Here is a 16,648-nt window from a genome sequence, read left to right as displayed (position 1 = left end):
AGCTAGTAACTTGCATTTTGAAAGTCACTATGTCACCGTAAGCGCAGAATCTAATCAGTAACCGGATCAGACCATGAAAAATGAACCGCTTTGCAACGCTCCCTGCCCCATTGCCCGTAGCTTAGGCCGCATTGGTGACAGCTGGAGCATAATCATCCTGCGCGACGCTTTTGCCGGTTTCACTCGTTTCGATGAGTTCCAGAAAAGCGCTAATGTCGCCCCCAACATTCTCTCCCGCCGCCTGAAAGAGTTGGTTGATGACGGGCTGCTGGAAAAAGTGAGCTACAGCACAACACCGCCGCGCTATGAATATCACCTGACGGCTCTCGGGCGCGATTTTCGCCCGGTGATCCTCGCCCTGGTGGAGTGGGGAAACCGTCACTTCTCGCCAGAAGGCGCGCAAATAGAGTTAGTCGAGCGTGAAACACAGCGTCCGGTCGAGACCATCCTCATTGATAAAGCAACCGGCGAACCCATCACGCCAGAGAAATATGCCCTGGTGCCCGGCCCTGCAGCGGCCCCGGTTATCCATTACCGCCACGATTATTTACAACGCAAACACGCTGGCGATAACACGCAAAAATTCGCCCCCCTTCACTATGTGAGCCGCAATAATGACGCTCAGTAAAAAGAAAAAGGCGCTCACCTTGGTGCTGTTAGCCGCAGCGCTGTTCGCCGCTGCGGGTTATGGCGTGTACTGGTGGCAAAGCGGGCGATTTATACAGTCCACCGACGATGCCTATGTGGGTGGTGATATCAGCGCCATCTCCAGTAAAGTGTCCGGTTATGTCCAGCAGATTGCCGTTCAGGACAATATGCTGGTCAGGAAAGGTGATCTTTTAATCCGTCTTGATGACAGAGATTACCAGGCAGCACTGGTAAAAGCTGCAGGTGAGGTAGCCGCGCAGCAGGCGGCGCTGGCTGATATTGCCGCGACGCGCCAGTTGCAGTTGGCGACCATTGAAGGCGCAACAGCATCGTTGGCGGCAGCCAAAGCGGTGAGTGATAAGTCAGCCAATGACAATCGGCGTTACAGCGCGCTGGTTATGTCCAGTGCCGTTTCTGCGCAGGTACGGGAAAATGCGGCGGCGGATTATCGCCAGGCACGTGCGCAGGAGAGCAAAGCGCAGGCAGACAACGCTGTCGCCATGCGCCAGCTGGCTGTGCTTGATGCGCGAGAAAAACAGACGCAAGCGGCGCTGCAGCAAGCCCAGGCGAATCTTGAAATCGCGAAATTAAACCTGAACTATACCGAGATCCGCGCCCCGTTCGATGGCGTTATAGGTAATCGCCGGGCCTGGTCCGGCTCCTTCGTCGGCGGCGGCACCCAGCTGCTTTCACTGGTTCCCGCAGAAGGGTTGTGGGTGGACGCTAATTTCAAAGAGAGCCAGCTTGCCCACATGCTTCCAGGCCAACGCGCGACCATTGTGGCGGATGTCATGCCGGGTCGAACATTCCACGGTCATGTTCTCAGCGTTTCCCCCGCGACCGGTTCACGATTTAGTCTTCTCCCGGCAGAAAATGCTACCGGAAATTTCACTAAGATCGTCCAGCGTGTGCCCGTGCGTATCGCGCTGGATGGCGAAGCGGCAAAACTCGGTGTATTGCGCCCGGGATTTTCTGTCATCGTTACCGTTGACGAAAAGAGCGCGCCATGAGCACGACCGATGCTGTACCGCTGCAGCCTGGCGTTTCAATGCCGGTGAGTCAGAAAGTGTTTGCCTTCGCGACTATGTGTGTGGGCATGTTTATCGCCCTGATTGATATCCAGATTGTATCGGCGTCGCTGCGTGATATCGGGGGAGGGCTTTCTGCTGGCGATGATGAAACAGTATGGGTACAAACCAGCTATCTGATCGCCGAGATCATCATTATTCCTCTCTCCGGCTGGCTGGCGCGGGTGATGTCCACGCGCTGGCTGTTTGCCGCTTCCGCCGCCGGGTTTACGGTGATGAGCCTGCTCTGCGGCTGGGCGTGGAATATCCAAAGTATGATCGTTTTTCGCGCGTTACAAGGGCTGGCGGGAGGCTCAATGATCCCGCTGGTTTTCACCACTGCATTTGCTTTTTTTCAGGGCAAACAGCGCGTTATCGCTGCCGCGACAATTGGTGGTTTAGCATCGCTGGCGCCGACGCTCGGCCCCACCGTCGGTGGCTGGATAACAGAAAATTTCAGCTGGCACTGGCTGTTTTATATCAACATCGTGCCGGGGCTTTACATCGCCCTCGCCGTGCCACTGCTGGTCAAAATAGATACACCTAATCCGTCGCTATTACGCGGCGCGGATTACCTGAGCATCCTGCTGCTCGCGGTATCGCTGGGGTGTCTGGAATATACCCTCGAAGAAGGCCCGCGCTGGGGCTGGTTTGATGACAGCACATTAACACTTACTGGCTGGCTAGCCTTGCTGAGCGGTATTGGTTTCGTTATTCGTACACTGCGACACGCACAACCGGTCATGGATCTTCGCGCCCTTAAGGACAGAACGTTCACACTGGGCTGCTACTTCTCGTTTATGGCGGGGGTTGGCATCTTTGCTACGATCTATCTAACGCCCTTATTTCTTGGCACGGTGCGCGGCTTTAGCGCACTGGAAATTGGTCTGGCGGTGTTTTCCACCGGGCTTTTTCAGGTGCTGTCGATCCCGTTCTATGCGTGGCTTGCAAATCGGGTCGATTTACGCTGGTTGCTGATGGCAGGGCTGCTTGGATTTGCGTTGTCGATGTACAGTTTTATTCCGCTCACCCATGAGTGGGGAGCGCAAGAACTCCTGTTACCACAAGCATTTCGTGGGCTGGCACAACAATTTGCGGTTGCCCCGACGGTCACGTTGACGCTTGGCAGCCTGCCGCCAACGCGGCTGAAGCTGGCATCAGGTCTGTTCAATTTGATGCGCAATCTGGGTGGCGCGATTGGCATCGCCTTGTGCGGCACCGTGATTAATGACCGAACCAATTTGCACTACAGCCGCCTCGCGGATCATCTCAATAATGCCTCTCTTTCCGTAACGGAATTCGTTCAGAGCACCGCCAGCAGATTGGTTAGCCAGGGGATTTCACCCGATATCGCCAACAGTGCTGCGCTAAAGAATCTTTCGGCTATCACGTTGCGTGAAGCTCGGACACAGGCATTTTCAGATGCTTTCTATCTGATCATGTTAGGGTTTTTAATCGCTGCGCTGCTGGTTCCTTTAATGAAAAAACCGCAAACAGCATGATATTTCAGGAGAATTGATGATGAGCGTTTCAACAAAACGCATCGTAGTAACAGGTATGGGAATTGTCAGCCCGCTGGGTTGTGGTGTCTCGCATGTGTGGCAATCGCTATTACAGGGTAAATCAGGGATTAGCCGGCTTGCAGATGAGATTGTCGATGATATTTCCTGCAAAGTGGCAGGACAGGTCCCTTCTATAGAAGAAGATCCGCAATATGGTTTTGATCCGCTGGTGGCTATTCCAGCCAAAGAGCGCAAAAAGATGGATCGTTTTATTGAGTTCGCACTGGTGGCGGCAAAAGAAGCCCTGACGCAGGCGAACTGGTTCCCACAGGATCAAACAGAAAAAGATCGCACTGCCACGGTAATTGCGACCGGGATCGGTGGGTTTAACGAAATCGCCAATGCCGTGCACACAACGGACGATCGTGGACCTCGTCGCCTCTCCCCTTTTACCATCCCCTCCTTCCTCGCCAACCTCGCTGCCGGACATGTTTCAATTGCGCATGGTTTTCGCGGCCCCATAGGCGCACCGGTAACCGCCTGTGCCGCAGGGGCGCAGGCCATCGGCGACGCCGCGCGCATGATCCGTAGCGGTGAAGCGGATATCGCGCTGTGTGGCGGCAGTGAGGCGGCAATACACCGGGTTAGTCTTGCCGGTTTTGCGGCTGCAAGAGCCCTATCAAGCAGTTTTAACGACGATCCAACGGCAGCATCACGGCCATTTGATTGCGATCGTGATGGTTTTGTGATGGGAGAAGGCGCCGGATTGCTCGTTATCGAATCGCTGGAACATGCCCTGGCACGCGGCGCTACACCGCTGGCAGAGCTGGTGGGATACGGAACCAGCGCGGATGCGTACCATCTGACGGCAGGCCCGGAAGATGGTAACGGCGCGCGTCGCGCCATGGAAGCAGCCATTCGCCAGGCAGAGATTACCACTGCGGATATTCAGCATATTAATGCGCATGCGACCTCAACACAGGTCGGTGACAAAGGAGAACTGGCAGCGATTAAGGGACTTTTTGGTAACGCTCCGGTTGCAATTACCTCTACAAAATCAGCGACGGGCCACCTGCTGGGCGCGGCAGGGGGTATCGAAGCTATTTTCACTATCCAGGCTTTACGTGATCAGGTTGTACCGCCAACGCTAAATTTGCATCACCCTGATGACGAGGCAGAAGGATTGCATTTGGTTGCGCTGACTGCACAGCCGTTGGAGATGCGCTATGCCTTATCCAATGGATTTGGTTTTGGTGGCGTCAACGCCAGCCTGCTGCTGAAACGCTGGGAGTAACACACGCTAAAAAGGGCGTGGTTGCCCTTTTTAGCGAAATAACAGACGAAAAAAAACCGCATCTCGTTAGAGATGCGGCTCTTAAAATAAGTGGCGGAACGGACGGGACTCGAACCCGCGACCCCCTGCGTGACAGGCAGGTATTCTAACCGACTGAACTACCGCTCCACCGAATTTCTTTACAACCACCGGTTTGTTGCCCCGGTTTCACTGCTAATTTGATGCCTGGCAGTTCCCTACTCTCGCATGGGGAGACCCCACACTACCATCGGCGCTACGGCGTTTCACTTCTGAGTTCGGCATGGGGTCAGGTGGGACCACCGCGCTAGTGCCGCCAGGCAAATTCTTTGTGCCCTGTCCTGTGTCTTTTGCACCGGTACCGCGTTGGCTGCATTCACGAACGTCAGTCACATACCCCTGTATGCTCCTTCCGTCGCCTCATTTGCCGCCTTGTCCCAGCGCAAAATCCTTCGGACTCTGAATCAATGCTGAAAATTCTGTCTCTCACGCCAAAACACCTTCGGCGTTGTAAGGTTAAGCCTCACGGTTCATTAGTACCGGTTAGCTCAACGCATCGCTGCGCTTACACACCCGGCCTATCAACGTCGTCGTCTTCAACGTTCCTTCAGGAGACTCAAAGTCTCAGGGAGAACTCATCTCGGGGCAAGTTTCGTGCTTAGATGCTTTCAGCACTTATCTCTTCCGCATTTAGCTACCGGGCAGTGCCATTGGCATGACAACCCGAACACCAGTGATGCGTCCACTCCGGTCCTCTCGTACTAGGAGCAGCCCCCCTCAATTCTCCAGCGCCCACGGCAGATAGGGACCGAACTGTCTCACGACGTTCTAAACCCAGCTCGCGTACCACTTTAAATGGCGAACAGCCATACCCTTGGGACCTACTTCAGCCCCAGGATGTGATGAGCCGACATCGAGGTGCCAAACACCGCCGTCGATATGAACTCTTGGGCGGTATCAGCCTGTTATCCCCGGAGTACCTTTTATCCGTTGAGCGATGGCCCTTCCATTCAGAACCACCGGATCACTATGACCTGCTTTCGCACCTGCTCGCGCCGTCACGCTCGCAGTCAAGCCAGCTTATGCCATTGCACTAACCTCCTGATGTCCGACCAGGATTAGCTGACCTTCGTGCTCCTCCGTTACGCTTTAGGAGGAGACCGCCCCAGTCAAACTACCCACCAGACACTGTCCGCAACCCGGGTAACGGGTCCACGTTAGAACACCAGCCATTAAAGGGTGGTATTTCAAGGACGGCTCCACGCAGACTGGCGTCCACGCTTCAAAGCCTCCCACCTATCCTACACATCAAGGACCAGTGTTCAGTGTCAAGCTATAGTAAAGGTTCACGGGGTCTTTCCGTCTTGCCGCGGGTACACTGCATCTTCACAGCGAGTTCAATTTCACTGAGTCTCGGGTGGAGACAGCCTGGCCATCATTACGCCATTCGTGCAGGTCGGAACTTACCCGACAAGGAATTTCGCTACCTTAGGACCGTTATAGTTACGGCCGCCGTTTACCGGGGCTTCGATCAAGAGCTTCTCCTTACGGATGACCCCATCAATTAACCTTCCGGCACCGGGCAGGCGTCACACCGTATACGTCCACTTTCGTGTTTGCACAGTGCTGTGTTTTTAATAAACAGTTGCAGCCAGCTGGTATCTTCGACTGGTTTCAGCTCCATGAGCAAGTCACTTCACCTACGCACCAGCGTGCCTTCTCCCGAAGTTACGGCACCATTTTGCCTAGTTCCTTCACCCGAGTTCTCTCAAGCGCCTTGGTATTCTCTACCTGACCACCTGTGTCGGTTTGGGGTACGATTTCGTGTTACCTGGAGCTTAGAGGCTTTTCCTGGAAGCAGGGCATTTGTTACTTCAGCACCGTAGTGCCTCGTCATCACGCCTCAGTGTTAAAGCACTCCGGATTTGCCTGGAGCACACACCTTCACGCTTAAACCGGGACAACCGTCGCCCGGCCAACATAGCCTTCTCCGTCCCCCCTTCGCAGTAACACCAAGTACAGGAATATTAACCTGTTTCCCATCGACTACGCCTTTCGGCCTCGCCTTAGGGGTCGACTCACCCTGCCCCGATTAACGTTGGACAGGAACCCTTGGTCTTCCGGCGAGCGGGCTTTTCACCCGCTTTATCGTTACTTATGTCAGCATTCGCACTTCTGATACCTCCAGCAACCCTCACAGGCCACCTTCGCAGGCTTACAGAACGCTCCCCTACCCAACAACACATAAGTGTTGCTGCCGCAGCTTCGGTGCATGGTTTAGCCCCGTTACATCTTCCGCGCAGGCCGACTCGACCAGTGAGCTATTACGCTTTCTTTAAATGATGGCTGCTTCTAAGCCAACATCCTGGCTGTCTGGGCCTTCCCACATCGTTTCCCACTTAACCATGACTTTGGGACCTTAGCTGGCGGTCTGGGTTGTTTCCCTCTTCACGACGGACGTTAGCACCCGCCGTGTGTCTCCCGTGATAACATTCTCCGGTATTCGTAGTTTGCATCGGGTTGGTAAGCCGGGATGGCCCCCTAGCCGAAACAGTGCTCTACCCCCGGAGATGAATTCACGAGGCGCTACCTAAATAGCTTTCGGGGAGAACCAGCTATCTCCCGGTTTGATTGGCCTTTCACCCCCAGCCACAGGTCATCCGCTAATTTTTCAACATTAGTCGGTTCGGTCCTCCAGTTAGTGTTACCCAACCTTCAACCTGCCCATGGCTAGATCACCGGGTTTCGGGTCTATACCCTGCAACTTAACGCCCAGTTAAGACTCGGTTTCCCTTCGGCTCCCCTATTCGGTTAACCTTGCTACAGAATATAAGTCGCTGACCCATTATACAAAAGGTACGCAGTCACACCCCGAAGGATGCTCCCACTGCTTGTACGTACACGGTTTCAGGTTCTTTTTCACTCCCCTCGCCGGGGTTCTTTTCGCCTTTCCCTCACGGTACTGGTTCACTATCGGTCAGTCAGGAGTATTTAGCCTTGGAGGATGGTCCCCCCATATTCAGACAGGATACCACGTGTCCCGCCCTACTCATCGAGCTCACAGCCTGTGTGCTTTTGTGTACGGGGCTGTCACCCTGTATCGCGCGACTTTCCAGACGCTTCCACTAACACACAAGCTGATTCAGGCTCTGGGCTCCTCCCCGTTCGCTCGCCGCTACTGGGGGAATCTCGGTTGATTTCTTTTCCTCGGGGTACTTAGATGTTTCAGTTCCCCCGGTTCGCCTCATTAACCTATGGATTCAGTTAATGATAGTGTGACGAGTCACACTGGGTTTCCCCATTCGGACATCGCCGGCTATAACGGTTCATATCACCTTACCGGCGCTTTTCGCAGATTAGCACGTCCTTCATCGCCTCTGACTGCCAGGGCATCCACCGTGTACGCTTAGTCGCTTAACCTCACAACCCGAAGATGTTTCGTGAAACATCCGCGTGTCGCAAAAATTTGAGAGACTCACAGAACAGTTCGCACTGTTCAGTGTTTCAATTTTCAGCTTGATCCAGATTTTTAAAGAGCAAATATCTCAAACATGACTCGTGAGTCAGTTTTGAGATACAGATGGGCAACGCCTTTCACACATTACCGCGCAAGTGGCGTCCCCTAGGGGATTCGAACCCCTGTTACCGCCGTGAAAGGGCGGTGTCCTGGGCCTCTAGACGAAGGGGACGTAAAGTCTCGCTCGCAAGACGCCTTGCTTTTACTTTTCATCAGACAATCTGTGTGGACACTGCAGGGAACGGTTCTTTAAGGTAAGGAGGTGATCCAACCGCAGGTTCCCCTACGGTTACCTTGTTACGACTTCACCCCAGTCATGAATCACAAAGTGGTAAGCGCCCTCCCGGAGGTTAAGCTACCTACTTCTTTTGCAACCCACTCCCATGGTGTGACGGGCGGTGTGTACAAGGCCCGGGAACGTATTCACCGTGGCATTCTGATCCACGATTACTAGCGATTCCGACTTCATGGAGTCGAGTTGCAGACTCCAATCCGGACTACGACGCACTTTATGAGGTCCGCTTGCTCTCGCGAGGTCGCTTCTCTTTGTATGCGCCATTGTAGCACGTGTGTAGCCCTGGTCGTAAGGGCCATGATGACTTGACGTCATCCCCACCTTCCTCCAGTTTATCACTGGCAGTCTCCTTTGAGTTCCCGGCCGGACCGCTGGCAACAAAGGATAAGGGTTGCGCTCGTTGCGGGACTTAACCCAACATTTCACAACACGAGCTGACGACAGCCATGCAGCACCTGTCTCACAGTTCCCGAAGGCACCAAGCCATCTCTGGCAAGTTCTGTGGATGTCAAGACCAGGTAAGGTTCTTCGCGTTGCATCGAATTAAACCACATGCTCCACCGCTTGTGCGGGCCCCCGTCAATTCATTTGAGTTTTAACCTTGCGGCCGTACTCCCCAGGCGGTCTATTTAACGCGTTAGCTCCGGAAGCCACGCCTCAAGGGCACAACCTCCAAATAGACATCGTTTACGGCGTGGACTACCAGGGTATCTAATCCTGTTTGCTCCCCACGCTTTCGCACCTGAGCGTCAGTCTTCGTCCAGGAGGCCGCCTTCGCCACCGGTATTCCTCCAGATCTCTACGCATTTCACCGCTACACCTGGAATTCTACCTCCCTCTACGAGACTCAAGCCTGCCAGTTTCGGATGCAGTTCCCAGGTTGAGCCCGGGGATTTCACATCCGACTTGACAGACCGCCTGCGTGCGCTTTACGCCCAGTAATTCCGATTAACGCTTGCACCCTCCGTATTACCGCGGCTGCTGGCACGGAGTTAGCCGGTGCTTCTTCTGCGGGTAACGTCAATCAACACGGTTATTAACCGTACTGCCTTCCTCCCCGCTGAAAGTACTTTACAACCCGAAGGCCTTCTTCATACACGCGGCATGGCTGCATCAGGCTTGCGCCCATTGTGCAATATTCCCCACTGCTGCCTCCCGTAGGAGTCTGGACCGTGTCTCAGTTCCAGTGTGGCTGGTCATCCTCTCAGACCAGCTAGGGATCGTCGCCTAGGTGAGCCGTTACCCCACCTACTAGCTAATCCCATCTGGGCACATCTGATGGCAAGAGGCCCGAAGGTCCCCCTCTTTGGTCTTGCGACATTATGCGGTATTAGCTACCGTTTCCAGTAGTTATCCCCCTCCATCAGGCAGTTTCCCAGACATTACTCACCCGTCCGCCACTCGTCACCCGAGAGCAAGCTCTCTGTGCTACCGTTCGACTTGCATGTGTTAGGCCTGCCGCCAGCGTTCAATCTGAGCCATGATCAAACTCTTCAATTTAAAAGTTTGATGCTCGATGAATTAAACTTCGTAATGAATTACGTGTTCACTCACTGAGACTTGGTATTCATTTTTCGTCTTGCGACGTCAAGAATCCAGTCACCCTGAGTGCCCACACAGATTGTCTGATAAATTGTTAAAGAGCAGGTGCGACGCGCTTCAGCGCTCTGTCGCGAGGTGGCGTATATTACGCTTTCCTCTTTCAGAGTCAACCCTGATTTTCAGGAATTTTTCTCTTCAACCGAACCGGCTGTTTGTGTGAAGTGATTCACATCCGCCGTGTCGATGGAGGCGCATTATAGGGAGCCGGGGCTGAATGACAAGCGGAAAAACACATTTTTATTTCAACCGCTCATCTTTTCGTCATAACGGCTATTTTTGGTGCTTTTTAATGGCTGCAGGCAGCTCCGCAAGGCTATTAATTACCCAATCGGCGCTATTTTCAGCTTCCGGCGTGACAGGTTTACCGGTGCGTACCAGTACTTTTGTTCCTACTTGTGCGGCAGAGGCCGCCTGCATATCTTCCAGCTTATCGCCAACCATATAAGAAGCGGCCATATCAATGTGCAGAAAATCGCGCGCCGAGATGAGCATGCCCGGGTGCGGTTTACGGCAGTCACAAACCTGACGGAACTCTTCCACAGTTCCCTGCGGGTGATGTGGGCAATAGTAGATGCCGTCCAAATCAACGCCGCGATCGGCTAAAGACCAGTCCATCCACTCGGTTAACGTTTCAAACTGCGCCTCGGTGAATTTTCCGCGCGCGATACCAGACTGGTTAGTCACCAGCACCAACGCATAACCCATTTCTTTCAGTTCGCGCATGGCATCAATAACGCCGTCAATAAATTCAAATTCATCAATCTCATGGACGTAGCCGTGATCAACATTAATAGTGCCATCACGATCGAGAAAAATAGCGGGTACAGACTTTGCCACGGGTTTGCTCCTGAAAAAGGCATATGTTCTTAGTATCTCATGTTTCGCTACACAGGAAAGTGCTCATCGTTGATGAGCAACATTGATTTAGACGTCTGGATGCCTTACCATCCGCTCTGTTTACGGCTGAAAGTCGTAACCGGCAGAAGAAAATGCCACGGCTAACTCTCATACGATAAAAATAATCTAATGATTAAACTTTCGAATATCACCAAAGTGTTCCAGCAAGGAAACCGTACGATTCAGGCGCTTAACAACGTTAGCCTGCACGTTCCTGCTGGCCAAATTTATGGCGTTATTGGCGCGTCAGGCGCGGGGAAAAGTACGCTTATCCGCTGCGTGAACTTGCTTGAACGCCCATCGCAGGGCAATGTACTGGTCGACGGCCAGGATCTGACGCAACTGTCAGAAGCGGAATTAACCAAAGCGCGCCGCCAAATTGGCATGATCTTCCAGCACTTTAATCTGCTCTCTTCACGAACCGTTTTCGGTAACGTTGCTTTACCACTGGAACTGGATAACACCCCGCGCGAAGAGATCAATCGCCGGGTGGCAGAACTTCTCGAGCTGGTAGGTCTGGCTGATAAGCACGACAGTTACCCGGCCAATCTTTCCGGCGGGCAAAAACAGCGTGTCGCCATTGCACGTGCGCTGGCCAGCAACCCGAAAGTGTTGTTATGTGATGAAGCCACCAGCGCCTTAGATCCCGCCACAACACGTTCTATTCTTGAACTGCTCAAAGATATTAACCGTCGCCTCGGGCTGACCATCCTGCTCATTACGCATGAAATGGATGTGGTAAAACGCATTTGTGATTGCGTGGCGGTAATCAGCAACGGTGAGCTGATTGAACAGGATACGGTGAGCGAAGTGTTCTCCCATCCGAAAACACCGCTGGCGCAGCAGTTTATCCAGTCCACGCTGCACCTGGATATTCCGGAAGATTACCTCCAGCGCTTACAGGCGCAGCCGCAAGCGGACAGTGTACCGATGTTGCGGATGGAGTTTACCGGTCAGTCCGTCGATGCCCCGCTGCTGTCGGAAACGGCGCGTCGTTTTAACGTGAACAACAACATTATCAGCGCGCAGATGGATTACGCGGGCGGCGTGAAGTTCGGCATTATGCTGACCGAAATGCACGGCACCCCGGAGGATACCCAGGCGGCAATCGCCTGGCTGCAAGAACACCATGTAAAAGTAGAGGTACTCGGTTATGTCTGAGGCAATGATGTGGCTTTTTGCCCGCAGCATCTGGGAAACATTATTTATGACCTTTGCTTCAGGCCTGCTGGGTTTTATCGTCGGTCTGCCGTTCGGCGTACTGCTGTATGTGACGCGTCCGGGTCAGATCATGCAAAACCCTGGGCTGTATCGCGTGATTTCCGCCCTGGTGAATATTTTCCGCTCCATCCCGTTTATCATTTTGCTGGTGTGGATGATTCCTTTCACCCGCGTGATTGTTGGCACATCTATTGGCCTCTACGCGGTTATCGTTCCACTGACCGTCGGTGCCGCGCCGTTTATTGCCCGCATGGTAGAAAATACCCTGCTGGAGCTGCCTGCGGGTCTGATTGAAGCATCACGCGCCATGGGCGCAACCCCGATGCAGATCATCCGCAAAGTTTTGCTGCCGGAAGCGTTGCCGGGGCTGATTAACGCGGCGACCATTACGCTTATTACCCTGGTGGGTTACTCAGCGATGGGCGGTGCCGTTGGTGCGGGCGGTTTAGGTCAGTTGGGTATCCGCTACGGTTACGTGACCTACGATCCGTTAGTGATGAATACCGTACTAATATTGCTCGTGGTGCTGGTTTACTTAATTCAGTTCGCTGGCGATCGTATCGTCCGGGCTGTGACGCATAAATAACGTTACACACAACATAACGACTCAGATAGAAAGGAAAATAGCATGGCTTTTAAATTCAAGACCTTTGCGGCAGTTGGTGCTCTGCTGGGTTCTCTGGCGCTGGCTGGTTGCGGCCAGGACGAAAAAGATCCTAATCACATTAAAGTCGGTGTGATTGTTGGTGCGGAAGAGCAAGTTGCTGAAGTCGCCCAGAAAGTCGCCAAAGAGAAATATGGTCTGGACGTTGAGCTGGTTACCTTTAACGACTACGTGCTGCCGAACGAAGCGCTGAGTAAAGGCGACATTGACGCGAACGCCTTCCAGCATAAACCGTATCTGGATCAGCAGATCAAAGACCGTGGCTTCAAACTGGTTCCGGTCGGCAACACTTTCGTTTACCCCATCGCTGGTTACTCCAAAAAAATCAAAGCGCTGTCTGAGCTGCAGGATGGTTCTCAGGTAGCGATTCCGAACGACCCAACCAACCTCGGCCGTTCGCTGCTGCTGCTGCAAAAACAGGGTCTTATCAAACTGAAAGATGGTGTGGGTCTGCAGCCGTCCGTGCTGGATATCACCGAAAACCCGAAAAACCTGAAAATTGTTGAACTGGAAGCCCCGCAACTACCGCGTTCACTGGACGATGCGCAGATTGCTCTGGCGGTCATCAACACCACTTACGCCAGCCAGATTGGCCTGACGCCGGAAAAAGACGGCATCTTCGTTGAAGATAAAGACTCCCCGTACGTCAACCTGATCGTCGCGCGTGAAGATAACAAGGACGCGGAAAACGTGAAGAAATTCGTTCAGGCTTACCAGTCTGACGAAGTTAGCGAAGCAGCAAGAAAAGTCTTCAACGGCGGCGCAGTGAAAGGCTGGTAATCTCCTCAGTCTGTAATATCATTCAAGGCGGGCGCAAGCCCGCCTTGTCATTTGTGCACGCGCCTGATTCAATAAGCGGCGTTAAGAAAATTACTTCGAGGATATATTATGCGTGCTTTACCGATCTGTTTATTAGCACTCATGCTAAGTGGCTGCTCCTTGCTAAGCAGATCTCCTGTCGAACCTGTAAAAAGCACCGCTGCGGCGCCAAAAGTAGAACCGGAGAAACCGAAAGTCACGCGTCCTGCCCCTGTACGGGTCATTACGGATGCCACTGAACTGGTGGGTAAACCGTTCCGCGATCTGGGCGAAGTTACCGGCGAATCTTGCCAGGCCAGCAATCAGGACTCTCCGCCGAATATCCCTACCGCGCGTAAACGCATGCAGATCAATGCATCTAAGCTGAAAGCTAACGCGGTTCTGCAGCACAGCTGCGAAGTGACCAGCGGCACGCCGGGTTGCTACCGTCAGGCGGTTTGCGTAGGTTCTGCACTCAATATCTCATCCAAATGAGTACATTTGCTTTCGAGCAAATCGGCGTTATCCGCTCACCCTATAAAGAGAAGTTCGCCGTACCGCGCCAGCCAGGCCTTGTGAAACACGGCGGCGGCGAACTTCATTTGCTTCCTCCTTATAACCAGCCCGATGCCGTGCGTGGTCTTGAAGATTTCAGCCACCTGTGGGTGCTTTTCGTATTTCATCAAACGATGGAAGGCGGCTGGCGGCCAACCGTGCGCCCGCCCCGGCTGGGAGGAAATGCGAGGATGGGCGTTTTCGCCACGCGTTCGACCTTCCGCCCCAACCCGATCGGGATGTCACTGGTTGAGTTGCACGGCATCCGCTGCCAGAAAGATCAGGTGATTTTACAACTTGGCAGTCTTGATCTGGTCGATGGCACGCCGGTGGTGGATATCAAACCCTATTTGCCGTTTGCTGAAGCCTTGCCGGATGCGCAAGCCAGTTACGCGCAACAGGCACCCGCGGCTGATGTCGCCGTCACCTTTACACCGGATGTCGAAGCGCAGCTTAGTGGGCTTGAAAAGCGCTACCCGCACTTCAAAACCTTTCTGTGCGAAGTGCTGGCGCAGGATCCGCGCCCGGCTTATAAAAAAGGGGAAGAGCAGGGAAAAACTTACGCCGTCTGGCTGCTGGATTTTAACGTGCGCTGGCGCGTAACCGAGGGCGGCTTTGAAGTGTTTGCGCTCGAAGCGCGCTAATTTTATCCCCCTCTCTTTTTGCATCTCTGCCAGGCTGATAAACTAAACCACTTTTTTCTGTGTCAGGCCTGTCTTAGGCCTGTTCCGATTGTCCAAATGGAACCGTAACAACATGCGTACTAGCCAATACTTGCTCTCCACTCTGAAGGAGACGCCTGCCGACGCCGAAGTCATCAGCCACCAGCTGATGCTGCGCGCCGGGATGATCCGCAAACTGGCCTCCGGGTTATACACCTGGCTGCCAACCGGTTTGCGCGTTCTGAAAAAAGTCGAAAACATCGTGCGTGAAGAGATGAATAACGCCGGTGCGATTGAGGTGTCCATGCCAGTAGTGCAGCCCGCCGACCTGTGGCAGGAAAGCGGCCGCTGGGAGCAATATGGCCCGGAACTGCTGCGTTTTGTCGATCGCGGCGATCGTCCGTTTGTCCTCGGCCCAACGCATGAAGAAGTGATCACCGACCTGATCCGTAACGAGCTGAACTCGTACAAACAGCTGCCGCTGAACTTCTTCCAGATCCAGACTAAGTTCCGTGACGAAGTGCGCCCGCGTTTCGGTGTCATGCGTTCGCGCGAATTCCTGATGAAAGATGCCTACTCTTTCCATACCTCTCAGGAATCGTTGCAGGAGACGTACGATGCGATGTACGCCGCCTACAGCAAAATCTTCAGCCGTATGGGTCTGGATTTCCGCGCCGTACAGGCAGATACCGGCTCGATCGGCGGTAGCGCCTCGCATGAATTCCAGGTGCTGGCACAAAGCGGTGAAGACGATGTGATCTTCTCTGACTCCTCCGATTTTGCCGCCAACATTGAGTTTGCCGAAGCGCTGGCTCCCAAAGAGCCGCGTGCGGCTGCCACGCAGGAAATGACGCTGGTTGATACGCCGAACGCCAAAACCATCGCTGAGCTGGTTGAGCAGTTCAACCTGCCGATTGAAAAAACCGTGAAAACTCTGCTGGTTAAAGCCGTTGAAGGCAGCAGCTATCCGCTGGTTGCGCTGCTGGTGCGCGGCGATCATGAGCTGAACGAAGTTAAAGCAGAAAAACTGCCGCAGGTTGCCGCGCCGTTGACCTTCGCCACCGAAGCGGAAATCCGCGCGGTAGTGAACGCAGGCCCGGGTTCGCTTGGTCCGGTGAATATGCCGATTCCGGTCGTGATTGACCGTACCGTTGCGGCGATGAGCGATTTCTCCGCTGGCGCGAATATTGATGGCAAACACTACTTTGGCATCAACTGGGATCGTGATGTGGTCACCCCGGAAGTGGCAGATATTCGTAATGTTGTTGCCGGCGATCCGAGCCCGGACGGCAAAGGGACGCTGCTTATTAAACGCGGTATCGAAGTTGGTCACATCTTCCAGTTGGGCACCAAATACTCCCAGGCGCTGAATGCCGCCGTGCAGGGTGAAGATGGTCGCAACCAGATCCTGACTATGGGTTGCTACGGTATCGGCGTAACGCGCGTAGTGGCTGCGGCCATTGAGCAGAACCACGACGAGCGCGGGATCATCTGGCCAGACGCAATTGCGCCGTTCCAGGTCGCACTGCTGCCAATGAACATGCACAAATCTTATCGTGTGCAGGAGCTGGCGGAAAAACTCTACGCTGAGCTGCGTGCGCAGGGTATTGAAGTGCTGATGGACGATCGTAAAGAGCGCCCGGGTGTGATGTTTGCCGATATGGAACTGATCGGTATCCCGCACACGGTGGTGATTGGCGATCGCAACCTCGACAATGACGATATCGAATATAAATACCGTCGCAATGGCGAGAAGCAGCTGATCAAAACCGGGGATATCCTCAACTATCTGGTTAACGCCATCAAAGGCTAAGCGAGCCAACAAAAAGCCCCGCACTGCGGGGCTTTTTTATCACTACCGGAAAACCACATGACGGGCATCTGGTTTTAGCGCTGCCTTATTATTAC

11 protein-coding genes, 2 tRNA genes and 3 rRNA genes are annotated in these 16,648 nt (G+C 53.7%); 10 read left to right on the top strand and 6 right to left on the bottom strand.

The annotated features are described in order from the left end of the window. Positions 1–73 precede the first annotated feature (73 nt). From IP581_RS04285 to fabF, 4 genes are read left to right on the top strand one after another with little or no spacing between them, the layout of a single operon-like run. Positions 74–628 carry a winged helix-turn-helix transcriptional regulator gene (locus tag IP581_RS04285; RefSeq protein ID WP_097401330.1) on the top strand — a complete coding sequence of 185 codons (555 nt, stop codon included), beginning with the start codon at positions 74–76 and terminating at the stop codon, positions 626–628. Continuing rightward, complete coding sequence (locus IP581_RS04280) at positions 615–1,658, top strand: HlyD family secretion protein (protein WP_193821828.1); 1,044 nt, start codon at positions 615–617, stop codon at positions 1,656–1,658. Before IP581_RS04285 ends, IP581_RS04280 begins: the two co-directional genes overlap by 14 nt. Beyond that, complete coding sequence (locus tag IP581_RS04275; protein WP_086873124.1) at positions 1,655–3,217, top strand: DHA2 family efflux MFS transporter permease subunit; 1,563 nt, start codon at positions 1,655–1,657, stop codon at positions 3,215–3,217. The genes IP581_RS04280 and IP581_RS04275 overlap by 4 nt, the downstream gene beginning before the upstream one ends. Positions 3,218–3,236: 19 nt before the next feature. Next, positions 3,237–4,511, top strand: a complete 1,275-nt coding sequence (fabF, locus tag IP581_RS04270) for a beta-ketoacyl-ACP synthase II (protein ID WP_193822640.1) — start codon at positions 3,237–3,239, stop codon at positions 4,509–4,511. Positions 4,512–4,602: 91 nt separating this feature from the next. Here fabF and IP581_RS04265 read toward each other — a convergent pair. The 6 genes from IP581_RS04265 to gmhB form a co-directional block, all read right to left on the bottom strand. Beyond that, a tRNA-Asp gene (locus tag IP581_RS04265) sits at positions 4,603–4,679 on the bottom strand. Between the two features lie 55 nt (positions 4,680–4,734). Further along, positions 4,735–4,850 (bottom strand): 5S ribosomal RNA (gene rrf, locus IP581_RS04260). 191 nt (positions 4,851–5,041) lie between these two features. Further along, positions 5,042–7,949 (bottom strand): 23S ribosomal RNA (locus tag IP581_RS04255). A gap of 193 nt (positions 7,950–8,142) precedes the next feature. After that, positions 8,143–8,218: transfer RNA gene (locus tag IP581_RS04250), tRNA-Glu, on the bottom strand. Between the two features lie 83 nt (positions 8,219–8,301). Beyond that, a 16S ribosomal RNA gene (locus IP581_RS04245) occupies positions 8,302–9,841 on the bottom strand. Together the 16S, 23S and 5S rRNA genes with 2 tRNA genes alongside form the textbook arrangement of a ribosomal RNA operon. Positions 9,842–10,213: 372 nt before the next feature. After that, positions 10,214–10,780: a D-glycero-beta-D-manno-heptose 1,7-bisphosphate 7-phosphatase gene (gene gmhB / locus IP581_RS04240; protein ID WP_045512055.1), complete on the bottom strand. Its 567-nt coding sequence runs from the start codon at positions 10,778–10,780 to the stop codon at positions 10,214–10,216. Positions 10,781–10,969: 189 nt separating this feature from the next. Between gmhB and metN the strand changes: the two genes are divergently transcribed. The 6 genes from metN to proS all read left to right on the top strand — a co-directional run bounded on the left by metN (position 10,970) and on the right by proS (position 16,553). Beyond that, entirely contained in the window at positions 10,970–12,001 is a 1,032-nt protein-coding gene (gene metN, locus IP581_RS04235) for a methionine ABC transporter ATP-binding protein MetN (protein WP_193821827.1), read from the top strand. Further along, positions 11,994–12,647: a methionine ABC transporter permease MetI gene (locus IP581_RS04230; RefSeq protein ID WP_086870659.1), complete on the top strand. Its 654-nt coding sequence runs from the start codon at positions 11,994–11,996 to the stop codon at positions 12,645–12,647. The genes metN and IP581_RS04230 overlap by 8 nt, the downstream gene beginning before the upstream one ends. Before the next feature lie 42 nt (positions 12,648–12,689). After that, entirely contained in the window at positions 12,690–13,505 is an 816-nt protein-coding gene (locus IP581_RS04225) for a MetQ/NlpA family lipoprotein (RefSeq protein WP_086870657.1), read from the top strand. Positions 13,506–13,613: 108 nt separating this feature from the next. Continuing rightward, positions 13,614–14,018 (top strand): Rcs stress response system protein RcsF, encoded by a 405-nt coding sequence (gene rcsF, locus IP581_RS04220; RefSeq protein ID WP_086870655.1) that lies wholly within the window; start codon positions 13,614–13,616, stop codon positions 14,016–14,018. After that, on the top strand, positions 14,015–14,722 hold the full coding sequence (gene tsaA, locus IP581_RS04215; protein WP_193821826.1) for a tRNA (N6-threonylcarbamoyladenosine(37)-N6)-methyltransferase TrmO: 708 nt from the start codon (positions 14,015–14,017) through the stop codon (positions 14,720–14,722). The genes rcsF and tsaA overlap by 4 nt, the downstream gene beginning before the upstream one ends. 112 nt (positions 14,723–14,834) lie before the next feature. Next, positions 14,835–16,553, top strand: a complete 1,719-nt coding sequence (gene proS, locus IP581_RS04210; protein WP_086870651.1) for a proline--tRNA ligase — start codon at positions 14,835–14,837, stop codon at positions 16,551–16,553. Positions 16,554–16,648: the final 95 nt, after the last annotated feature.

It is taken from the genome of Kosakonia pseudosacchari (assembly GCF_015167415.1).
GTDB lineage: Bacteria > Pseudomonadota > Gammaproteobacteria > Enterobacterales > Enterobacteriaceae > Kosakonia > Kosakonia pseudosacchari.
Note: the sequence above shows the minus strand (reverse complement) of the source record. Positions and strands in the feature narration are given on the sequence as shown.